Origin of the sequence: Enterobacter cloacae complex sp. ECL414, assembly GCF_021869685.1 — a bacterium.
Taxonomy (GTDB): domain Bacteria; phylum Pseudomonadota; class Gammaproteobacteria; order Enterobacterales; family Enterobacteriaceae; genus Enterobacter; species Enterobacter kobei.
Genome location: NZ_CP091481.1, coordinates 1,204,972 through 1,227,105, shown reverse-complemented (window position 1 = coordinate 1,227,105; position 22,134 = coordinate 1,204,972). Strand labels below are relative to the sequence as shown.

23 protein-coding genes are annotated in these 22,134 nt (G+C 54.0%); 12 read left to right on the top strand and 11 right to left on the bottom strand.

What is annotated here, in order from left to right; all coding sequences use genetic code 11:
• The first annotated feature begins 106 nt into the window (after positions 1-106).
• Positions 107-847, top strand: a complete 741-nt coding sequence (locus L3068_RS05640) for an SDR family oxidoreductase (RefSeq protein ID WP_117580688.1) — start codon at positions 107-109, stop codon at positions 845-847.
• Between the two features lie 33 nt (positions 848-880).
• Positions 881-2,575 (top strand): thiamine pyrophosphate-binding protein, encoded by a 1,695-nt coding sequence (locus L3068_RS05635; RefSeq protein ID WP_117580690.1) that lies wholly within the window; start codon positions 881-883, stop codon positions 2,573-2,575.
• A gap of 33 nt (positions 2,576-2,608) precedes the next feature.
• Here the strand turns inward: L3068_RS05635 and L3068_RS05630 are convergent, their stop codons facing one another.
• On the bottom strand, positions 2,609-3,307 hold the full coding sequence (locus L3068_RS05630) for a GNAT family N-acetyltransferase (RefSeq protein ID WP_014882926.1): 699 nt from the start codon (positions 3,305-3,307) through the stop codon (positions 2,609-2,611).
• A gap of 201 nt (positions 3,308-3,508) precedes the next feature.
• Between L3068_RS05630 and L3068_RS05625 the strand changes: the two genes are divergently transcribed.
• The 5 genes from L3068_RS05625 to L3068_RS05605 all read left to right on the top strand — a co-directional run bounded on the left by L3068_RS05625 (position 3,509) and on the right by L3068_RS05605 (position 8,541).
• Entirely contained in the window at positions 3,509-5,077 is a 1,569-nt protein-coding gene (locus tag L3068_RS05625) for an ABC transporter substrate-binding protein (RefSeq protein ID WP_014882925.1), read from the top strand.
• Between the two features lie 97 nt (positions 5,078-5,174).
• A complete protein-coding gene (locus tag L3068_RS05620) occupies positions 5,175-6,188 on the top strand; it encodes an ABC transporter permease (protein ID WP_014882924.1) in 1,014 nt (337 codons plus the stop codon).
• Complete coding sequence (locus L3068_RS05615) at positions 6,188-7,021, top strand: ABC transporter permease (protein ID WP_117580692.1); 834 nt, start codon at positions 6,188-6,190, stop codon at positions 7,019-7,021. Before L3068_RS05620 ends, L3068_RS05615 begins: the two co-directional genes overlap by 1 nt.
• Entirely contained in the window at positions 7,014-7,850 is an 837-nt protein-coding gene (locus L3068_RS05610; protein WP_023338154.1) for an ABC transporter ATP-binding protein, read from the top strand. Before L3068_RS05615 ends, L3068_RS05610 begins: the two co-directional genes overlap by 8 nt.
• Positions 7,837-8,541: an ABC transporter ATP-binding protein gene (locus L3068_RS05605; RefSeq protein ID WP_014882921.1), complete on the top strand. Its 705-nt coding sequence runs from the start codon at positions 7,837-7,839 to the stop codon at positions 8,539-8,541. Before L3068_RS05610 ends, L3068_RS05605 begins: the two co-directional genes overlap by 14 nt.
• Positions 8,542-8,647: 106 nt before the next feature.
• Here the strand turns inward: L3068_RS05605 and L3068_RS05600 are convergent, their stop codons facing one another.
• The 4 genes from L3068_RS05600 to budA all read right to left on the bottom strand — a co-directional run bounded on the left by L3068_RS05600 (position 8,648) and on the right by budA (position 12,516).
• Complete coding sequence (locus L3068_RS05600; protein ID WP_014882920.1) at positions 8,648-9,121, bottom strand: cold-shock protein; 474 nt, start codon at positions 9,119-9,121, stop codon at positions 8,648-8,650.
• A gap of 131 nt (positions 9,122-9,252) precedes the next feature.
• Complete coding sequence (locus L3068_RS05595; protein ID WP_117580696.1) at positions 9,253-10,023, bottom strand: (S)-acetoin forming diacetyl reductase; 771 nt, start codon at positions 10,021-10,023, stop codon at positions 9,253-9,255.
• 20 nt (positions 10,024-10,043) lie between these two features.
• Complete coding sequence (gene alsS, locus L3068_RS05590; RefSeq protein ID WP_269836085.1) at positions 10,044-11,765, bottom strand: acetolactate synthase AlsS; 1,722 nt, start codon at positions 11,763-11,765, stop codon at positions 10,044-10,046.
• The gene (budA, locus tag L3068_RS05585; protein WP_014882917.1) at positions 11,737-12,516 is read right to left on the bottom strand and encodes an acetolactate decarboxylase; all 780 of its coding nucleotides are present in this window, start codon (positions 12,514-12,516) and stop codon (positions 11,737-11,739) included. Before budA ends, alsS begins: the two co-directional genes overlap by 29 nt.
• Positions 12,517-12,621: 105 nt before the next feature.
• Between budA and L3068_RS05580 the strand changes: the two genes are divergently transcribed.
• Both L3068_RS05580 and L3068_RS05575 read left to right on the top strand, forming a co-directional pair.
• Positions 12,622-13,503, top strand: coding sequence for a LysR substrate-binding domain-containing protein (locus tag L3068_RS05580; protein WP_014882916.1), 882 nt, complete (start codon positions 12,622-12,624; stop codon positions 13,501-13,503).
• 298 nt (positions 13,504-13,801) lie between these two features.
• On the top strand, positions 13,802-14,257 hold the full coding sequence (locus L3068_RS05575) for a hypothetical protein (RefSeq protein ID WP_023332323.1): 456 nt from the start codon (positions 13,802-13,804) through the stop codon (positions 14,255-14,257).
• Between the two features lie 140 nt (positions 14,258-14,397).
• Here the strand turns inward: L3068_RS05575 and L3068_RS05570 are convergent, their stop codons facing one another.
• The 3 genes from L3068_RS05570 to L3068_RS05560 form a co-directional block, all read right to left on the bottom strand.
• Positions 14,398-15,186: a phosphotransferase family protein gene (locus L3068_RS05570; RefSeq protein ID WP_045268289.1), complete on the bottom strand. Its 789-nt coding sequence runs from the start codon at positions 15,184-15,186 to the stop codon at positions 14,398-14,400.
• Positions 15,187-15,463: 277 nt separating this feature from the next.
• Positions 15,464-16,584, bottom strand: a protein-coding gene (locus tag L3068_RS05565; RefSeq protein ID WP_087451024.1) for an IS3-like element ISSen4 family transposase whose coding sequence is annotated in 2 segments (ribosomal slippage) — positions 15,464-16,326 and positions 16,326-16,584 — 1,122 coding nt in all. Because the reading frame shifts where the segments join, the coding sequence is not laid out codon by codon here.
• Between the two features lie 204 nt (positions 16,585-16,788).
• A protein-coding gene (locus L3068_RS05560; protein ID WP_094461488.1) for an IS3-like element IS911 family transposase occupies positions 16,789-17,957 on the bottom strand; the annotation gives its coding sequence in 2 pieces (ribosomal slippage) (positions 16,789-17,708 and positions 17,708-17,957; 1,170 coding nt in all).
• Between the two features lie 304 nt (positions 17,958-18,261).
• Here L3068_RS05560 and L3068_RS05555 point away from each other — a divergent pair.
• The 3 genes from L3068_RS05555 to L3068_RS05545 all read left to right on the top strand — a co-directional run bounded on the left by L3068_RS05555 (position 18,262) and on the right by L3068_RS05545 (position 20,045).
• Entirely contained in the window at positions 18,262-18,681 is a 420-nt protein-coding gene (locus L3068_RS05555) for a helix-turn-helix domain-containing protein (RefSeq protein ID WP_117581084.1), read from the top strand.
• 131 nt (positions 18,682-18,812) lie between these two features.
• Positions 18,813-19,403: a hypothetical protein gene (locus L3068_RS05550; RefSeq protein ID WP_117581086.1), complete on the top strand. Its 591-nt coding sequence runs from the start codon at positions 18,813-18,815 to the stop codon at positions 19,401-19,403.
• Between the two features lie 168 nt (positions 19,404-19,571).
• Positions 19,572-20,045 (top strand): GNAT family N-acetyltransferase, encoded by a 474-nt coding sequence (locus L3068_RS05545; protein WP_181969310.1) that lies wholly within the window; start codon positions 19,572-19,574, stop codon positions 20,043-20,045.
• Positions 20,046-20,514: 469 nt separating this feature from the next.
• Here L3068_RS05545 and L3068_RS05540 read toward each other — a convergent pair whose 3' ends face one another.
• From L3068_RS05540 to L3068_RS05530, 3 genes are all read right to left on the bottom strand, one after another.
• Entirely contained in the window at positions 20,515-20,919 is a 405-nt protein-coding gene (locus L3068_RS05540) for an SMI1/KNR4 family protein (protein ID WP_117581090.1), read from the bottom strand.
• Positions 20,919-21,227, bottom strand: a complete 309-nt coding sequence (locus L3068_RS05535; RefSeq protein WP_225990829.1) for an HNH endonuclease signature motif containing protein — start codon at positions 21,225-21,227, stop codon at positions 20,919-20,921. The genes L3068_RS05540 and L3068_RS05535 overlap by 1 nt, the downstream gene beginning before the upstream one ends.
• A 443-nt stretch (positions 21,228-21,670) precedes the next feature.
• On the bottom strand, positions 21,671-22,057 hold the full coding sequence (locus L3068_RS05530; RefSeq protein WP_014882892.1) for a hypothetical protein: 387 nt from the start codon (positions 22,055-22,057) through the stop codon (positions 21,671-21,673).
• Positions 22,058-22,134: the final 77 nt, after the last annotated feature.

The following is a 22,134-nucleotide window of genomic DNA, read 5'->3' as shown; positions in this document are numbered from 1 at the left end:
TTTGCGATACACAATATATCAAAAATCCGCGTTAATGAATTTATCATTATTCATTAACACCTCCCTGCCTTTTATTTTTTGCATTACTCAACAGCGAGATAAGATCATGAATAACAGTGCAAACAACGTTGTCGTTATCACCGGCGCCAGCAGCGGCATCGGTCAGGCCATTGCCCTGTATTTAGCGAATAAGGCCTTTTCGCTGGTGCTGGTGGCGCGCCGCCTCGACAGAATTAATGCCCTGGTGGATCAGATTATCCAGCAGGGCGGCAAGGCAATTGCCGTGAAGGCCGATGTCACCCGTCAGGAAGAGGTTCAGGCCGCCATCGATGCCGCTGTGACGGCCTACCAGCGCGTGGACGTACTGATCAATAACGCCGGTTACATGGCGATAGCCCCCATCAGCGAGCGCAAAACCGACGAGTGGGACAAGATGATTGATACTAACCTGAAGGGCGTGCTGTACGGCATTGCCGCGGCGTTACCGGTGTTCCAGCGTCAGGGTAGCGGACACTTTATTAACGTGGCTTCCGTTGCGGGTATCAAAGTGCTTGCCCCCGGCGGCGTCGTTTACAGCGCCACTAAATTTGCCGTTCGCGCCCTGAGCGAAGGGTTACGTCAGGAGGCGGGGAAAACCATCCGCACGACGCTTATTTCCCCCGGCGCCGTCGAAAGCGAACTGCAGTTCGGCAGTTCTGATAAAAACAGCCTGGCGTTTTTGCACGAATTCTATAAGCAGGCTATTCCGGCTGACGCCATTGCCCGAGCCGTTTTATTTGCCATTGAACAGCCTGGCGACGTTGATATTAATGAAATTGTGGTTCGTCCGACGCAGGAAGAATTTTAGCATGCCTTAAATAACGCTAACCGAGGTGTCATCATGATTAAATCATTAACGTCTATATCAGATTTAAATATGCGAACGGGTGCCGATATTCTCCTTGAACTTCTGGAAAGCGAAGGCGTGGAATATATATTTGGCAATCCTGGCACCACCGAACTGCCGCTCATTGATGCACTGCTTCGCCATGAAAATATTCACTATATTCTGGCACTCCAGGAGAGCAGCGTGGTTGCCATTGCCGACGGCTATGCCAAAGCCTCCGGCAAAACGGGCTTTATCAATTTGCATACCGCCAGCGGTCTTGGTCACGGCATGGGGAACCTCATTAACTCGCGGATCATGAAAACCCCGCTGGTGGTCACCGTCGGACAGCAGGATACGCGCCACTACGTGCGTGATCCGCTTCTGTATGATGACATTGTTTCCATTGGCTCCCCGGTCATGAAATGGGCGCAGGAGGTCACCCACGCCGAGCAACTCCCGGTACTGGTGCGTCGTGCGTTTCATGCCGCCAGCTATCCTCCCGCCGGTCCCGTCTTGCTCTCATTGCCAATGAATGTCATGGAAGAACTCAGCGATGTCGGGATACAAACGGCCTCCAAAGTGAATTATCACACCGTTGCGGGCTCGCTGGATGAGCTGGCGGAAGAGTTGAGCCAGGTTGCAGCCGGCAGGATCATGATCGTGGCCGGAGATGAAGTGCACTCCAGCGGCTCGACGCCGGAGATTGTCCAGCTGGCGGAAAACCTTGGCGCTCATGTCTACGGTTCGTCCTGGCCGCTGAATTTACCCTTCCCCACGCAGCATGCCCTCTGGCGCGGCAATATGCCCACCACCGCCAGTGAAATCGCGGGCATCGTCAATGCCTACGACGCCGTTTTTATCATCGGCGGCAGAAGCCTGATCACCATATTATACAGCGAAGGGGACGCGATTCCGGGTTCATGCGCGGTCTATCAGCTCTCCGCCGACATGAACGAGCTGGGTCGCACCTATGCCACCCGCCTCTCGGTGATGGGGGATATCAAACTCTCGTTGCAGGCGCTTCTGCCGATGCTTGAGCAGCGCCTGGTGGCGGGCAAGCTGATCCACCAGCAGTTGCTGAAAACCGCGCGCAGCGAACGTGAAAAAGAGTGGCAGCAGCAGGAAGAGCGCCTGTCGGCCGAGCGGCTGCGATCGGCGATCTCACCGATGGTGGCGGCATATGAAGTCATTAAAGCCGTTCCACCAGGCACCACCATCGTCGATGAAGCCATTGCAACAGCGAGACATGTCCGTCGGTTTATCTCCGACCAGCAACATCAACGCTACTTCTTCATGCGCGGCGGCGGGCTGGGCTGGGGTATGCCTGCGGCAGTAGGCCACTCGCTGGGGCTGGGCCGCGAGCCGGTGGTCTGTCTGCTGGGCGACGGTGCCTCCCTGTACTCCCCGCAGGCGCTCTGGACGGCGGCGCACGAAAACCTGCCGGTCACCTTTATCGTCATGAACAACCGGGAGTACAACATCCTGAAAAACTTTATGAAGAGCCAGGCTGACTACAGCTCAACGCAGCTCGGGCGTTTTATCGGGATGGACCTGGTTAACCCGCATATCGATTTTCAGTCGCTGGCCAACGCCATGGGCGTTCACTGCTGCCGGATCACGGATGCCGCAGATATCGCCGCAGCGGTGACAAAGGGCGTCCAGTCCGGAGAAACCAACCTGATTGAAATTGCCATTTCCGCAGATTAATTATCCGTTCCAGCTGTACCCTACATACAAGACTTATAACCGAAATGCCTCAAGCCGCTGAATCTGCCGCCCTTCTGCGTCAAAATTCTCCGCGGCCAGCCAGGCGCACAGCTCCGCGTTTCTTTGCGGCCATTCGCCATCAATAATGGAGAGCATATCGCTGTCGCGGTTACGCCCTTTGCGCACAAGTTTCTGACGCAGGCGACCTTCCCAGACAAAACCCAGCCGCTCCGCCGCATTGCGCGAGGCAATGTTCATTGAATCGCATTTCCATTCCAGTCGACGGTACTTATGCTCAAAGGCATTTTTCAGCAGCAGCCACACCGCCTCGGTACCCAGACGCGTGCCCTTCATTTTGCGCGACCAGGTGACATGCCCGATTTCCACCGAGCCGAGAAACCGCTCAATCGCCATGTAACTCACCAGCCCTACCGCCTGTTCAGTGCGTAAATCGATTACGGCAAAGGGCACCAGATCGTCATCCATCACCTTTCCCAGCACCCAGTGCGCAGTGGCCTCAACGCTTTCCGGCTGAGTGCTGGCAAGCCACGTCCAGTCACTGTCATCACCCAGCGCGTAGGCTTCGTATAAATCAGCCGAATGGCGATCGGTATCCAGCGGCTCCAGTCGGCAATACTGACCGGTAAGTGGGGTGCGGGTTAAGATCCGGGCGCATTTCCAGTCTGGAACAATATCGTTAACGGTTTGACCATGTTGATTGATTTCGGGCACGGCGGTGACTCCCTGAAAGGTAAGGAGTTTGTTATAGCAGGTTAAAAAGCGGACGAAAAGCAGCGCATTCTAATAGCCTTAGCGTATGCGTTATTCCCGGAAGGCATAAGCAAAGCTGAATTTCGACTTTGCGGAATGTCTTAGTCGACCTAACGTAGCGGAGCATAAAACAATCACAATAGAGTTATTTCAGGGATCGCTATGACAAAAAAACTGTTGCCGTTACTGGTGCTGGCCGCGCTCTCAAACGCAGTCCACGCCGCTACTCCGCCGAATACGCTGGTGGTTGCCCAGGGGCTTGATGACATCGTAAGCCTCGACCCGGCCGAAGCCAACGAGCTCTCCAGCATCCAGACCGTACCGAGCCTGTATCAGCGTCTGGTGCAACCGGACCGCGATAACCCGGAAAAAATCACGCCGATTCTGGCGGAAAGCTGGGAAGCCGACGCGGCAGCAAAAACCTTGACCATCAAGCTTAAGCCCGATGCGAAATTCGCTTCCGGAAACCCACTGCGCCCGGAAGACGTGATCTTCTCGTATACCCGCGCCGTGACGCTGAACAAATCCCCGGCGTTTATCCTCAACGTGCTGGGCTGGGACGCGAGCAACATCGCCAGCCAGCTGAAAAAAGTGGATGACCATACCCTCCAGCTTCACTGGACGGCGGACGTTAGCCCGTCGGTGGCGCTGAATATTCTCTCCACGCCGATTGCCTCCATCGTCGATGAAAAGCAGGTGGTGGCGAACGTGAAGGACAACGACTTCGGCAACGCCTGGCTGAAAATGCACTCGGCAGGCAGCGGCGCGTTCAAAATGCGCGTTTATCAGCCGCATCAGGCTATCGTGCTGGAAGCCAACGAATCGGCTCCCGGCGGCGCGCCGAAGCTTAAAAGCATCATCATTAAAAACGTTCCCGATCCGGCTTCCCGTCGCCTGCTGATCCAGCAGGGTGATGCCGACGTGGCGCGCGATCTGGGTGCAGACCAGATTAGCGCCCTGGAGGGCAAGCCGGGCGTGAAGGTGCTGAGCATTCCGTCCGCCGAGCAAAATTATCTGGTGTTTAACACCGGCAACAGCGCTAACCCGCTGCTCAACAACCCGGCGTTCTGGGAGGCTTCACGCTGGCTGGTTGATTATGAAGGCATTACCAAAAACCTGCTGAAAGGCCAGTATTTTGTGCATCAGAGCTTCCTGCCGGTCGGTCTGCCGGGCGCGCTGGAAGCGAATCCATTCACGTTTGACCCGGCTAAGGCGAAAGAAATTCTCGCCAAAGCGGGCATTAAAGACGCGCACTTCACGCTGGACGTGGAGAACAAGCCGCCGTTTATCACCATCGCCCAGTCCATGCAGGCGAGCTTTGCTCAGGGGGGCGTGAAGGTCGATCTGCTGCCCGCTGCCGGGAGCCAGGTCTATGCCCGCGTGCGCGCAAAGCAGCATCAGGCGGCGATTCGTCTGTGGATCCCGGACTACTTTGATGCACACTCTAACGCCAGCGCCTTTGCGTGGAACGATGGCAAATCCAGTACCGTAGCCGGTCTGAACAGCTGGAAAATTCCCGAGCTTAACAAAGCCACGCTGGCGGCGGTTGCCGAGCCGGATCCGGCGAAACGTCTGGATCTGTACAAGAAAATGCAGGAACAGCTGCAACATAGCTCGCCGTATGTGTTCGTCGATCAGGGCAAAACCCAGATCGTGGTGCGCGATAACGTGAAGGGATATCAGCAGGGCTTGAACGCGGACATGGTCTGGTACGATCGCGTCACGAAGTAGCCTTTGTTGCCGGGTGGCGCTGCGCTTACCCGGCCTGTGTTCTCGGTTTTGTAGGCCGGGTAAGGCGAAGCCGCCACCCGGCATGAAGAGATTTCCCATGCCACATCTTTCCACCCGCGTGCTTCAGGCTCTGCTGACTCTGCTGCTCACGCTTTTCGGGCTGCTGCTCGTCACGTTTGCGCTCTCGGCATTTTCACCGGTCGATCGCGTGCTGCAGATCGTCGGCGATCACGCCAGCCAGTCCACCTACGATCAGGTTCGCCACCAGCTCGGGTTAGATCGCCCCCTGCCCGTGCAGTTCTGGCACTACCTGCAAGACCTTGCCCACGGTGATCTGGGCACTGCCAGCGCCACCGGCCAGCCGGTGTTGCAGGACTTGCTGCACGCTTTTCCCGCCACGCTCGAACTGGCTACGCTGGCCTTAATCATCGGCGCCGTGCTCGGCGTGATTGCCGGGGTGCTGTGCGCCCGCTATGCCGGTTCGCCGCTTGATTTAACGCTCAGAACGCTCACCCTGCTCGGCAACTCGGTGCCGATTTTCTGGCTTGGCCTGCTGATGCTGGCCCTGTTCTACGCGAAGCTGCAGTGGAGCGCGGGTCCCGGCAGGCTGGATGACATCTGGCAGTTCACCGTAGAACCACGCACCGGCTTTGCGCTGGTGGATACCTGGCTTTCTGGCGATCGCGAGGCGTTTCGCAACGCCCTCAGCCACCTTGTGCTGCCGGTGCTGCTGCTGGCCTATTACTCGCTCGCAAGCATTACCCGCCTGACGCGCTCCGCCTGTCTGAGCGAAATGAACAAAGAGTACATCCTGCTCGCTCGCGCCAAGGGGGCCGGGGAGATGACTATTCTGCTGCGCCACGTGCTGCCGAACATTCGCAGCACCCTGCTGACGGTGATTGCGCTGGCCTACACCAGCATGCTGGAAGGTGCGGTATTAACGGAAACCGTCTTCTCCTGGCCAGGCATCGGACGCTACCTCACCACCGCCCTGTTCGCCGGAGACACTACCGCCGTCATGGGCGGCACGCTGCTGATTGGCATCTGTTTTGTGCTGATCAATAACCTTACCGACCTGCTTGTGCAGGCAACCGATCCCAGGGTGCGCTGATGCCGTTTTATCTCTTTATACGTCGCCTGCGCCGTTCTCCTGCCGCCTTTTGCGGGTTGATTGCCATCGTGCTGCTGATGGCTATCGCCCTATTCGCCCCCTGGCTTGCACCGGTTGACCCGAACTGGCAGGACGCCGCCTCGCGCCTGCAGGCACCGAATAGCCAGCACTGGTTCGGCACCGACAGCTACGGGCGCGACCTGCTCTCGCGCCTGATTTACGGTACCCGTCCGGCGCTCGGGCTGGTGGCCTTAGTGACGATCATTACCCTGCCCACCGGGCTGCTGGTGGGGATCCTGTCCGGCTACTACGGCGGCTGGATGGAGCGCCTCCTGATGCGCTTTACCGACGTGGTGATGTCGATGCCGCGCCTCATCCTTGCGTTCGCGTTTGTGGCGATGCTGGGTCCGGGGCTGGTCAACGGCGCGCTGGCGCTGGCCTTAACCACCTGGCCTGCTTATGCACGTCAGGCGCGAAGTGAAATTCAGCGTCTGCGCCACAGCGATTATCTGGCCGCTGCCGAGATGATGGGAATTCGCGGCCCGCGCCTGCTGGTCGGCCATATTCTGCCGCTGTGTCTGCCGTCTGCAATTGTGCGGCTGGCGCTGGATCTGGCCGGCATTATTCTGGCCGCCGCCGGGCTCGGTTTCCTCGGCCTTGGCGCCCGTCCGCCAATGGCTGAATGGGGGGCAATGATTGCTGACGGCATGCAGGTGATTTTCGACCAGTGGTGGATCGCCGCCATTCCCGGCGGAGCCATTCTGTTTGCCAGCCTGGCCTTTAACCTGCTAGGCGATGGCCTGCGTGACGTACTGGAGCCGCAACATGACTGAACACCGTGTTATCGTCGATGCGCTGAATATCGACTACCCCGCCGCACGCGTGGTCAACAACCTGAGCTTTACGCTTGGCAACGAGTGTCTGGCGCTGGTGGGTGAATCCGGCTCGGGTAAATCGATGTCTGCCCGCGCCCTGATGGGGCTGGTACGTAAGCCCGGCATGGTGAGCGCCCGGCAACTTAACGTGCTGGGCAACGATCTGCTGACCCTGAACGCCCGCCGCTGGCAAGCGCTGCGCGGCAACGGGATTGCGATGGTTTTGCAGGACCCGCGCTACGCGCTCAATCCGGTGAAAAGCGTTGCCGCTCAGCTTGACGAGGCGCTCACGCTGCATCAGCGCCTGCCCCGTTCAGAACGCGTGGCGCGCATTCACGACATCATTCGCGCTGTCGGACTGAGCGAACATGTGCTTCAGCGTTATCCCGGCGAACTTTCCGGCGGCATGGGCCAGCGGGTGATGATTGCGATTGCGCTCATCAACAACCCGCAGGTGCTGATTGCCGACGAACCGACCTCAGCGCTGGACGCTCGCCTGCGCAACCAGATCCTCGAACTGCTGGTGCAGCAGTGTGAAGCGCGCCAGATGGCGATGCTGTTAATCAGCCATGACCTGCCGCTGGTGGCGGAACACTGCGACCGCGTGCTGGTGATGTATCAGGGCGAAAAGGTAGATGAGATGGCGGCAAGCCAACTCCCTCAGGCAACGCATCCGTATACGCGCACCCTGTGGACCTGCAGGCCAAATGCCAATACCTTTGGGCAGATGCTGCCGACGCTCGACCGTTCGCAGCCGTGGAAGGAGGCGAACGATGGCGCTCGTTGAGGTTAACCAGGTTCAGGTCACCTTCGGGGAAAAGACGGCGGTCTCTGCCGCCAGCTTTACCATCGCGAAAGGCGAAACCTTCAGCCTGATCGGGGAATCCGGCTGCGGGAAATCGACCCTTCTGCGCGTGCTGGCGGGGCTGCAGCGCGAGTGGCGCGGGAACATTACGCTACTGGGAGAGACGTTAACGCCCGGGCGACGTTTTCAAGGCACGCTGCGTCGCAACGTGCAGATGGTGTTTCAGGATCCGTGGGCGTCTTTGCACCCGAACCACACCATTGCACGCACGCTGTCGGAGCCGTTGAACATCCATGGCGAAACGCAGATTGCGGAAAAGGTGGCGGATGCGCTTAAACAGGTGGGCCTGTCTGCCGATGCGGGGAAACGTTATCCGCACCAGCTTTCCGGCGGCCAGCGTCAGCGCGTGGCGATTGCCCGTGCGCTGCTGTTGCGCCCGCAGCTTCTGCTGCTGGATGAACCGACCTCGGCACTGGATATGTCCGTGCAGGCGGAAATTCTGAACCTGCTCAACCGCCTGAAAGCCGCCCACGACATGACCTATCTGCTGGTGAGCCACGATGCGGACGTGATTGCCCATATGTCCGACCGGGCGGCATTTATGGCACACGGGGAGATCCAGAAGGTGTTTGATCGGGAGGCGATGTTACGGGGCGAGCACAGGATGGGGTAAACGGGTGCGGCTGTGCCCGGTGGCGCGATGCTTACCGGGCCTACGTTTCGTGCCGCGTTGAGGTTTTCGTAGGCCGGGTAAGGCATCGCCGCCACCCGGCAACAAATCACTTCAGCAGCTTGACCGTAGCGTCAATGTCAATTTCATCTTCGGTAAAGATCAGCGTCGTGTTCTGGAAGGTCGTGATCGCCAGCTTCTTCACGGTGCGCATTTCACCCGATTTTACCTCGGATTTCGGTTTAATGCTGTTCATCAGCAGACCCACCGACAGCACCGCGTTTTCTTTGTCGATTTTGGTTTCAACCGGCTCTTCTTCGCTGAACACCACGAAGGATTTGATCGAGGTGAGCTTCACGCGCTCGCCCGCAATATAGAGGTGTTTACTCTCGGGGATCACCTTCACCGCATAGGCGGAAAGGCCTTTGTTATTCGTCGTCGGTTCGAACGTCACCGCCGCATCTTTCTTAATCAGATCAGGGTTGGCGACCTTAATCACATGAAAATAGCGGTTATCGCCGTTTTCATCTTTGATAAATCCAAAGCCTTTATCTTTAAACCACGTTGTGATTGTTCCGTTCATCGCTGTTACCGCCTGTCAGATCGTAATGACTAAAGTTTTGCAGCGCGCAGTGTAATGCACAATGGCTAAGGAGACAAAAAAAAGCCCCTGCACGGGGGCAGGGGAAAACTCATGTCAGAGCTTATTAGTATTTAGTTGAACACCATCCCACCATCAATCAATAAGGATTGCCCGGTCATGTAATCAGAATCCGGCCCGGCGAGGTATGAAACGCAGGCGGCGACATCTTCCGGCTCGGACAAACGACCCAGCGTGATGCGTTTGGCAAAAGTTTCCGTCCCGTAGCCAAGCGGTTTGCCCGCCGCCTCGGAGACCTGACGGTCGATTTCCGCCCACATCGGCGTTTTGACGATGCCCGGGCAATAGGCGTTAACGGTGATGCCCAGCGGAGCAAGGTCTCGCGCTGCGGTCTGGGTTAAGCCGCGAACCGCGAACTTGCTGGAGCTGTACACGGCCAGTTCCGGGTTGCCGGTGTGGCCTGCCTGGGAGCAGGCGTTGATGATCTTCCCGCCGTGCCCCTCTTTGCGGAACGCGTCGATGGCAGCCTGAATACCCCAGATCACCCCTTTCACGTTGATGTTGTAGACCTTGTCGACAATCTCTGGCGTGATGGATTCGATAGACGTGGACGGCGCAATCCCGGCGTTATTAACGATGACGTTAAAACCGCCCAGCGCGGTGCGCGCTTTTTCCACCGCCGCAAACACCTGCTCGCGGTCAGAGACATCCACCTTCACGGCGACAGCCTTGCCGCCGTTGCGGATGATTTCATCGGCGACGGCTCTTGCTGTCTCATCGTTATAGTCGGCAATGGCAACGGCAAAGCCATCCTTCACCAGGCGCAGCGCAATCGCTTTACCAATCCCCTGGCCTGAGCCGGTTACGAGAGCAACTTTTTGCATTTCTCTGTCCTTATATTGAGTCACAAAATCTGGCTGAGATGGAGCTGGCCCATCAGCAGCGGGTTATCGCTGTAGTCGACGGGAATGGCCACCACGGCCGGGCCATCGACATCCATCGCCGCGCGCAGCGTCGGTTCGAGCGCTTCAGCACTCTCCACGGCAAAGCCTTTCGCGCCGAAGGCATCGGCATAGACTTTGAAATCGACCGGGCCGAACTCGACGCCGGAAAGGCGCTGGTATTTTTTCTCTTCCTGGATCGCCACCATGTTGTAGCCGTTATCCACCCAAATGATGTGCAGCACGTTGGCGTTGAGGCGCACCGCGGTTTCCAGCTCCATGCTCGACTGCAGGAAGCCACCGTCACCGGAGACCGATACCACCTTGCGGCCCGGGTTCACCAGCCAGGCACCAATCGCCCACGGCAGGGCAACGCCCATGGTTTGCTGGCCGTTGGAGATCATCACCTGACGCGCGCGGAAGCTGTAAAGGTAGCGGGCGATCCAGATGTGGAAGCTGCCCATATCGACGGTCAGGGTCACGTCGTTATTGACGATGTCCTGCATGGCGCGCACGATGCGCAGCGGGTGCAGAGCAAACTGGTTGAGTGAGGCGCCGCGACGATCGAGCAGATCCCGCTGATGCTGACGATCGACCAGGATTTCAGAGGCGCGCTGGCTCAGCTCCAGCTTATGCTCGATCCGGCTGGCAAGCAGGTTCAGCGTTCCGGCGATATCCCCCACCAGCTCAAGATCCGGCACGTAGTTACGCTCTTCATAGGCAGGCAGCACGTCAATGTGCACCAGCGTGGCGTCGCCGCTGTTCCACATAGACGGCTCGTACTCCACCGGGCTGTAGCCGATGCAGATAATCAGATCCGCCAGATGCAGTAGTCGGTCGCCCGCCTGGTTATTGAACAGGCCGACGCGTCCGGCAAAGCGGGTAAAGTTCTCCTGGTTCACCGCCCCGGCGGCCTGATAGGTGCTGGTGACAGGGATACGGCTTTTCTCCAGCAGCTTACGCAGGGCATCGCTGTTCGCGGGCTGGCTGGCCATCAGGCCAAGTAAAATGACCGGGTTTTTAGCGTTTTCGATAAGCTTCGCCACGTCGTTAATCGCAGACTCCGGTGCCGACCCCATCAGCGCCGCACCGCTGGTGGGTAAAATCGCCCCCGTCGCAGGCTGGTCGACAATATCCTGCGGCAGGCTGACGAACGCGCCCCCCGGCCTGCCGTGCTCGGCAGCGCGAAACGCGTTCGATACCACCTCGGCAATCGCGTCCGGCGAGCTGACTTCGACGGCATATTTGGTCACCGGGCTGAACATAGCGACGGTGTCCATGCTCTGGTGCACCAGCTTCGCTTTATCCGCGCGTTTGACCGCCCCGCCCAGGGCGACCACCGGGTCGCCCTCGCTGTTGGCGGTGGCAATGCCGGTGATCAGATTGGAACAGCCGGGACCGGAAGTCACCAGCGCCACCCCGGCTTTACCGGTCAACCGCCCTACCGCTGCCGCCATAAACGCCGCATTCGCTTCGTGACGCACGGGAATGATCTCGATGGAGGAGTCCAGCAGGGAGTCAAACACTTTGTCGATTTTCGCCCCCGGGATCCCGAACACCTGCTTCACGCCCTGCGCTTCCAGCTGGCCGACAACCATATCGGCGCCATGCGCCCACTGACGTGACTGTTTCTCACTGTTCACGGTAGTTCTCCTGTTAGTTTTCGACGGAACGGATCGCTGCATCCAGATTGCTGGGGTGAAGGTTGGCCTGTAAAAATGCGCTGTCGGCGGGCAGGTCAATCATGAGCTTGTGAATTTCGCCGAAGGTGAGCACACCGCTCTCAAGCTGATAGTCGAGCAGGTGTCCCCCGCCCTGACGGTCGTCAGTAATAAAATGCTCGTGATAACCGGCCACGTTAATGCCCTGCATATGCTGCGGGGTGCGGAACCCGACCAGCACGCCCTCGCGCTGGTTGAAGCGGAACACCGGCTGGTCATCCAGCACGTCGGTCATCGCCCGGTACGGCGGCGTCTGGCGCGGTACGGTGCGGGTGTGGGCGTGGCGGAAATTACCGTCGATACGCAACGCACAGAACAGGTTATCGGACGGGATTTGCTGGTCGATCACATCGTGGATCTGCTGACGGCTGACCGGCGTATCAAAGGTTTTACGGTACTGCGGCTGAAACCAGGTCATCACCGCGAACGGCGTTTTCTGCTCCGGCTTCGCGGCCCGGGCGCTGCCGTCGGCACGCAGCTGGTATACCTGGCTGCTGAAGGCAATCATTTCGCCATCCAGCTCGTTGAACGTACCCAGGCCAAAATCACCGTGTGCCAGCAGATCGGCGATGGTGGTCTCACCTTCGTATACGCCGCTTAGCAGGGCGCTCATTAGCGATGTTTGATAGATCACGCTGTCAGGATGCTGGGCGGAGAACCCACGCAGGGTCTCGCACAAGCTGGCCTCACAGTCGCAGGCAGATGAATGCATCATCATGCTCGTCCTCTTCAACTTTATTTAGAAAGGTTAAATAAATGTTGACCCGATTCAGCAGAGAGTTCCAATATAGAAACCATGCTGGTTTGAGACGTTTTAGATATGGAACTTCGTTATCTGCGGTATTTTGTCGCGGTTGCACGCGAGCGACACTTCACCAAAGCAGCCAAAGCGCTGGGCATTTCACAGCCACCTCTGAGTCAGCAGATCAAACGGCTCGAAGAGGAAGTGGGCACCCCGCTGTTCAGGCGTCTGACGCGAGGCGTAGAGCTGACCGAGGCGGGAGAAGCCTTCTATGAGGACGCCTGTAAGATCCTGGCGCTGAGCGACGCCGCGCTGGAGAAAGCGCGCGGCATCGCGCGCGGACTGAACGGCAGCCTGTCGATAGGCATCACCAGCTCCGACGCTTTTCATCCTCAGATTTTCGCGCTAATCCGTCAGTTTCAGGTGCAGAACATGGCGGTGCAGGTTCATCAGGTAGAAGCGAATATGTCGTCGCTGACGACGATGCTGGCGGACGGTGAACTGGATATCGCCTTCGTGCGCCTGCCGTGCGAAAGCAGCAAGATGTTTGAAATCAAAATTCTCGACCGCGAGCCGATGGTGGTGGCGCTGCATCGCGACCATCCGCTGGCGGAGAGCGATTCGCTGGCCTTAGAGCAGCTGCGGGATACACCGGTGGTGCTGTTCCCGCAGGAGGTCGCGCCGGGATTGTATGACAGGGTTTACAGCTACTGCGAGCGGGCCGGAATCGACGTGCAGCACGCGCTGCAGGCGTCACAGCTTTCATCTTCGCTGAGCATGGTTTCCGCGGGCGGCGGATTCGCGCTGGTGCCAAAATCGATGGCGGCCATTTCTCCACCGAATGTCACCTATCATGCGTTGAACTCACCGGAACTTTATACCGATATCGCGCTCTGCTGGCGTCGGTTTGAGCGTTCGCGGACGGTGAAGCGGTTTTTGACGATGATGAGTGAGGGGTAGCTCGGTGCGGCTGTGCCCGGCGGCGCTGCGCTTGCACGGGCCTACGGTTCGTGTCGGGGTGGGGTTGTTTGGTATTTTGGTTTTTGGTTTTGTAGGCCGGGTAAGGCGTAGCCGCCACCCGGCAATGCCCTTCTGGAAGCCGCCTCGCAAACCTGCAAGCAACCTTATGTAATTCATGGGCATCCCCTTTTCATCCCTTCTTCACGGTCGTAAAGTGCCTGCGTTGCGGCACATCCGTAACCGGGCGTAGGAACCCGTTAGCATAACATGACGTTTTTTTGCACATAGAGGATGCTAAATGGCGACTACCCCTGGATTTTCTTATGCGCTTTCTGAAGAAAGTGTTGTTCATCATCTCATCAATAACCCAATTCCCGATTCTGTGGATCTTTTCGCACTGGCAGATGCTTGTGCCGCCTATGTGAGCGTGCTTGTTGAAACTGACGACTCGGTAACGTTTGCCACGCTCTGTAAGCGATTGCTGGCTGCGCTTAAGCAACTACGGGAATGCTGTGAAGCTGAACTTCCAACGTATCTCGTTGAACAGTTGATTGCGGGAGAAAAGATTAACTCCTGCGTGCCGGACTGCTGGCAGGAGACGACGCTACAGGTGGACTATGCCGTGGCGTTAACGCTGGCGGTTATGGGTGGGACGTTGCCTGCGAACGTGGCGAAAGAACTCACAGGGCTACTGCATGATATGGTCTGGCTGCTGGCGGAGTTTGTGAAGGAGCCTTATATTACGGCGCACTGAGGCGGGTGAAGGGAGGTCGGGGTTCTGCTGGGTAAGAAGCAGGATTTCGGCCTTATGCAAAATACAACGGTGTATGTTGAATGTCTGTTAAGAGCGAGGATAGGACATTCCGGTAAAGTGCATTTTTTAAAATTCATTCTTCATAACATTTTTTTGACGTTGTCTAACCAGTCTGGAAGATGCTCTCTATACCAGTTTAGATAAATGGGAAATGCAGCCTTTTGCCGCTTTTGAAGTAGGGTAATCACTTCCGTGACAATCCAGGCTTTGGCTATAGCAATTTCTCTGGCCAGATCTATGATATTTTTGTGGGAGGATAGCTTGCAATAGCGTTCTGAAAGGGCCATAAACATTTGTTTTTTCCCCATTCCCTTTATAAGGGGAGCCAGGTCGATAGCAGGACTCCCTTTGCCAAATCTTTCCCAGTCAAAAAGAACTAAATCACCGTTTTCTCTCATTCCCCAGTTGCCTGCGTTGCTGTCGCCTGAAACCAGGCTTTGGTAACCAAATAACTCATTACTACATTGCTGAAATCGTCGTAGCTGCTGTGCACTTTTTTCTGGTAACGCCAAAAGCACGAGAGAGTTTTCTAACGCTTTTTCTGTCCATGTATGAGTGTGATAAAGCCATTCAGAATGCGCAGGATAACGATGCAGGCGGCCCAGCATAGCTATGGCATAATCATTTGCCACATTGGCTTGTTCAACCGAGTAAGGAATATACTCCATACTTAATTGGCGTAAGGCTGCATCAGCAGACAAGAGCTTAGGAGTTGCAACCTCTGCCTGATTAAGCTCTGTTGCCACGTATTTATAAAAGGCCCACTCAACTTCGCTGACAGGCCACTTCTCTATAACTATATGATCACAATCACTGGTATTCAGAGCCACTCTGGCAGTGCCCATTTTGGATAAATCCATGGCAGACATGCACTATCCCTCCAAAATTAGCGGATTGGTTGTTCTTGTTTATTAAGTGTAATGCAAATAGGTAGTGGTGCGGATGAAGTTATAAAGCACCATTCCTAATTTGCGCGTATGGCAACGTCCGCTCCTGGCACAAAGCGGACGTATCTTACACAATCACCCCATATAATGTTCGCACTCATTTAATGAGCGCCGTTATCACGAGCATATGAAAACTGCAGTTCATGACCATTTCCACGTTCTCAACCCGCTGACCTGCCCCCACGATTAGATACAACACTCAGTTAGTAACGTCGGAATCTTCATTCTCAGAATGACCCTTTCTCCAGCCCGCTGCAAATTCAGACGGTGTCTGATAATTCAGCGTGGAGTGCGGGCGGCATTCGTTATAATCCTGCCGCCAGTCATTAATAATTTTCCTGGCATGAACGATATCGCTGAACCAGTGCTCATTCAAACATTCATCGCGAAATCGTCCGTTAAAGCTCTCAATAAATCCGTTCTGCGTTGGCTTGCCCGGCTGGATTAAGCGCAACTCAACACCATGCTCAAAGGCCCATTGATCCAGTGCACGGCAAGTGAACTCCGGCCCCTGGTCAGTTCTTATCGTCGCCGGATAGCCTCGAAACAGTGCAATGCTGTCCAGAATACGCGTGACCTGAACGCCTGAAATCCCAAAGGCAACAGTGACCGTCAGGCATTCCTTTGTGAAATCATCGACGCAGGTAAGACACTTGATCCTGCGACCGGTGGAAAGTGCGTCCATGACGAAATCCATCGACCAGGTCAGATTGGGCGCCGCCGGACGGAGCAGCGGCAGACGTTCTGTTGCCAGCCCTTTACGACGTCTTCTGCGTTTTACGCCCAGGCCACTGAGGTGATAAAGCCGGTACACGCGCTTATGATTAACATGAAGCCCTTCACGGCGCAGCAACTGCCAAATACGACGGTAGCCAAAACGCCTGCGCTCCAGTGCCAGCTCAGTGATGCGCCCTGATAAATGCGCATCAGCAGCCGGACGGTGAGCCTCATAGCGGCAGGTCGACAGGGATAAACCTGTAAGCCTGCAGGCACGACGTTGCGACAGACCGGTCGCATCACACATCAACATCACGGCTTCCCGCTTCTGGTCTGTCGTCAGTACTTTCGCCCAAGAGCCACCTGAAGCGCCTCTTTATCCAGCATGGCTTCGGCAAGCAGCTTCTTGAGTCTGGCGTTCTCTTCCTCAAGCGACTTCAGGCGCTTAACTTCAGGCACCTCCATACCGCCATACTTCTTACGCCAGGTGTAAAACGTGGCATCGGAAATGGCATGCTTGCGGCAGAGTTCACGGGCGGGTACCCCAGCTTCGGCTTCGCGGAGAATACTGATGATCTGTTCGTCGGAAAAACGCTTCTTCATGGGGATGTCCTCATGTGGCTTATGAAGACATTACTAACATCGGGGTGTACTAATCAACGGGGAGCAGGTCACCGCCAACCACCGCCTATAGTCGTTCCAATCTGGAAACATGGGGCAAGGATGCTCGCAGTCTCAAGAGCGCCTTTCGACACAGCGACCAGACCATTTCCCAATCATGCACTCGCTCTGGACGATCTGAAGTGGTCAACAAAAACTGGCCACCGAGTTAGAGTTTTTCCAGTATCGATTTTCCGATTCGTTTGGGGGTAACCCACCGTTATATTCGTGCGGTCTTAGTGCGCTGTAATATCCAACGATATAATCCGTTATGGCGTGAGCTGCCTCGCTGAAGCTTACGTAACCCACCACCGGTATCCATTCGTTCTTCAGACTTCTGAAGAAGCGTTCCATTGGGCTGTTATCCCAGCAATTTCCGCGCCGGCTCATACTCTGCCTGATCTGGTATCGCCACAATAACTGCCGGAACTGCCTGCTCGTATAATGACTGCCCTGATCGCTGTGGAACATCACCCCGCCGGGCTTACCACGGGTTTCCCATGCCATTTCCAGCGCTTTCATGGTGAGCCTGCTGTCCGGCGAGAACGACATGGCCCAGCCCACTGGTTTTCTTGCGAACAGGTCGAGAACAACGGCGAGGTACGCCCAGCGCTTACCCGTCCAGATATAGGTCACATCACCGCACCACACCTGATTTGGCTCGGTCACGGCGAACTGCCGTTCAAGGTAGTTAGGGATAGCAACATGTTCATGACCACCACGTTTATACCGGTGAGTCGGCTGCTGACAGCTGACCAGCCCCAGCTCTTTCATGAGCCTGCCAGCAAGCCAGCGTCCCATCTGGTAGCCTCTCCGGGTTGCCATTGTGGCGATGCTTCTTGCTCCGGCCGAACCGTGGCTGATGCCATGTAGCTCAAGTACCTGACTGCGTAATACAGCCCGTCTGCCGTCTGGTTTTTCAGGACGGTTTTTCCAGTATCTGTAGCTGCTGCGATGAACCCCGAACACATGGCAGAGTGTGACCACAGGATAATGCGCTCTGAGTTTCCCGATTATCGAGAACTGTTCAGGGAGTCTGACATCAAGAGCGCGGTAGCCTTTTTTAATATTTCATTCTCCATTTCAATGCGTTGTAGCTTTTTCCTCAGCTCACGTATTTCGATTTGTTCTGGTGTTATCGGAGAGGCTTTTGGTGTTTTGCCCTGACGCTCATCACGCAGTTGTTTGACCCATCTTGTCATTGTGGAAAGGCCAACATCCATAGCTTTGGCGGCATCTGCCACCGTGTAGTTCTGGTCAACAACCAGTTGAGCGGATTCGCGTTTAAACTCTGCGCTGAAATTTCTTTTTTTCATTGGAGCACCTGTGTTGTTCTGAGGTGAGCATATCACCTCTGTTCAGGTGGCCAAATTCAGTGTGCCACTTCAATCTTTACCGAATACAAAAAAGGAGCACTACCCGTCACCAGACGACATACGAAAGCTCTTACCTAGCCTGGCTGGATGAAATTTCAGTAAAAATGGTGGTCATTGATGTGGCTGGGGTACATTTTAGAGTATTGTTTTTTGCTGATTTTGAGCGGGGATAGATCTTCATCAAACACATCAGCACACACGCAGAGTGTGACAAGCTCACGGACCTCTACCGCAGAACGAAAGAATGAATTATGCAGCAGCCATCAAAGCGGCAAATGATCTGACAAACGAGCTCCCTTTCCTGGGATCAAGCCCGTCACGACAAGATTATGAGGATGCGCTGACACTTGTGGAGTATCTGATTGAGCATGACCCCGATAGCCCGCTGGTAGAATTGCTCACCGCCAAAATCGATAAATACGAAAACGAGTCTGCGGAGTTTGCAGAATTTAACGCGCGCTTTGCCAGCATTTCATCTGGAGTTGCACTGCTGAGAACGCTGATGGATCAGTACCAACTCACTCAGAGCGACTTTGAGAATGAGATTGGCAAGAAGTCTCTGGTGAGTCGGATCCTCAACGGACAGCGCACGTTAACGCTGGATCATATGCGCGCGCTGGCGAAGCGTTTTGGATTGCCAGTGAGTGCGTTTGTGGGGAATTGAGCGAAAGCAGGTTAAGGTGACAGGGAATTAATGATGACATCGTAACGCTTCCCCACTCCCTTTTCCTGGTAATTGTCTGCGGCACACCATCTGTTACTCTGGCTGAACTCAAGGAGTGACAAGGATAAGCGATGCTGAACCCAGGATTCGTTACCCGCAAAGTGCTTGCTAACTGGCAGGATGTTCCCGCTTTTCTCCCCCACTTCCAGTTTTATGAAAAACACCAAACGGTCATCCACACTTGTCACCCTGAAAATATTCTGCCGTTGATTGCAAACTTTGACATCCGTCAGGATGCCGTGATTCGGCGGTTAATGTCTTTGCGGCAAATACCGAAAAAATTATTACGGAATAAACAGGCCGGGTCGATGAGCAACTTTGGGTTGCACAGTTTTACCCTTTTGACCCAATCAGCGTCAGAGATCTGTTACGGGTTAAGAGGACAATTCTGGCGTACAGATTTCAACCTTGAAAACATGCCAGATGCAAGCGCTTTTCAGACGCCAGTCGCTGCGGGTAAAGCAAAGCTGCTGCTGCGCTATCAGGTAACGGAACGCGCACCAGGCCAACATGAGCTCTCCACGGAAACCTTTGTTTATTGTTCCGACAGAAGCACTCAGCTAAAAATGACAGCTTACTGGCTGGTCATTCGGGCAGGCAGCGGCTGGATCCGTAAAAGAACGCTGAAGGCAGTTAAGTCGAATATTGAAGGGCTGGAGTGAGATGCTAACGAAAACGTTACAGCGTTAATCAGCAACGCTAATGCCATTTGGTCTCAAACCGCCAGCTGATTGTAAATAACCTTCTTATACGTTGAGCTCATCACAGATGGCATGTATCGTTTGCGCCTTAAGCCAATTGTGTACAATACGTTATGGAAGATACTGATAATGGATTTTAGATTTAGATTAATTACAGCAGAAGATCGCCCTTTTATGGTGCAGATGCTTTATGAGGCAACGATAGCCTCTGAACAAACATTTGATATAGATAATATTGAAAATTTTCCCCATTCATATGCATATATAGAAAATTTCCCTGAAGCGGGCGAGGTGGGTATTATTGCGGAATCCACAGATGGAACTCCAGCAGGGGCTGCCTGGCTCAGGAATTTCCCCGAAGGGGACAAACCTGGGATTTCGGGTCCTGAGTTAACGATTGCTATTGCTCCGTCATATCGGCGACAACACCTGGCTAAACGTATAATGGCGCAACTTTATCAGGCAGCCAATGCGTTAAATATTAAAACGCTGAAGCTGGGTGTTTATCAAAAAAACTTGCCTGCCCTTGCGTTTTATAAAAACGATGGCTGGGAGCCAGATGTTATCTTTGGCGATTACGTGATGATGAAGCGCGCTATTTAATCGGCGCTTATTAAAAAGAATTCCGTCGAGGTAATGCCCACTGTCGAGCACGACCCCGACATTAACGCTGGAGCATATGCGCGAGCTGGCGAAGCGTTTTGGAGTGCCGGTAGGGACATTTGTGGGGAATTGATTAGGATGGAATTCAACCAGGTGTTAAGTAAAAAAGTGACGCAGCTATTCTGTTCGCCGTTGAAGTTGGCTCAACAATTGTGCCCTCTGCACGAAACGGCTCTGCATAACCATAAATAATATTAGGTTATGCATCAGTTCTTTGAGGCAAAGCTGTTATCGGATATGAAAATTTAATAGTTACCATACCCTATTAATAAAGCCGGCATAATCCGGGTTATAAATCTAGAAACTCTTAAATTAATGACTGAACTTAAATATTTAAGCCAGACTCTGACTTTGAGCTTTCAAAAAGACAACCTCACCACCGATAATTTTAGAAACAGCCTCTTTACTTTCATGCAAATAATTCTTCTAAAAATTCCGAGAACGAATCAGCGACCAACTCAACCTCTTTATCATCCATCAGAAAAATAAACACCTTCCCTAATGAATCATCAGATTTGAGAGATAATAGAAAAGTGTTCCCACCGTCATCATAAGCAAAAGGAACCATATTCTTTAACTCGCCAAACGACTCGATAAGATCATGATAGAGTTGCTCAATTGGCAGGTCACCATATTTTATAGGGTTAAAACCGCCAAGCATAAAAGGATTACCCTCTTCATTATCATGAGGATACCCACCATTATTTTTAAGATAAAAATCAAGAAATGATGCGGGAAGATGGTGATCAAAGTACGCATTGAACGCGTTTATTTCGTCTACAGTCAGTTCATTTTCTGAATCAGTAAGATACATTAGCATTTTCCTCCAACGGTTCTGCGGGCACGGTTTCTAGCTGGATGAGTATAGGCATTTCCAGTGGCAGCCTTGTACTGACTAACGCCACCAGTATGCGAAATTCCCTGATGAGCACTTTGTTTAACCAACTGCATAGTCCCTTTGTTAGTTTCAGGATTATAATCATCAAGATGGTGCCAGACATAAACACTTGGCGTAGTTTTTTGATTCAATCCAGCCTCTATATTTCCAACATGGAAATCTTGCAAATAATCTCCGGTATATTCAATAGAAACAACAGGATTAATGCCAGCTTTATTATACAAGTCATTACTTCCCAAATAATCCGACCCACCTGTAGGGATTTGATCAACAGTACTGTATCCACGCTCACTAAGCTTAGCGATTGGATCGATGGCAAGACCCAGCAGCTCAATCCATCCCCACGGATTAGCCGCATAATGATAAAGGTTTCAACCACCATTCAACCAAAACTGATCCTGTACAATAAACCGACCGCCCTGTAGGTCATAGCAGCGAAACAGGTTATAGTACGGTCCAGATTCACCGTCAGCTTATAGCCCGGCATAGCGAAACGGCTGATGTGTTTCACAATCCGTGAAAATCCTTTGCTCTGATGACGTACCTCGCAGCATTCGCCAGTTATCACGAAATCGATTTGGCCTCTTAGGGAAGTAAGAGGTTGAAAAGAGTTGTAGTTACAGCGTGATTCTAAGATGAATATTGATTTTATCTGGAATCGGTCTTTTCATCCTTTAGTTATGCGTCTATTCACTATGTCATTCACATAATGTTCAATCGAAATATTGTGCTCCCGATTAATCTGAGAAATGAATGCGCTAAGATGCTCTTGCGATGCATGAAGGGTAGTGGCAATAAGGTTATCAAAATCGTTCTGAGTAAATCGTTTGTGTCCCTTCAACGTCGAGTGCTGAAGCAGAGTGTGTGCGGTCACTTCCATGACGGCCCGCCGATAATGATCGGACAGCAGGACGTCAAGATCGGTCTGACGAATATCAAACTCAAAATAAAAGCTTACAAATCCCGATTCAACAGGTAATGAATAAATCAGTTTGTCGCCTAATTGCTCAACGTAAGGTTCATATCCTTCTCCCATTACTCGCGTAGTCTGCATAGAATCCCTCTCCTTTCATTCATCATAATTAATTCAATTAAATAAATACACAGCATAACCATTTTAAAATCTTGCAT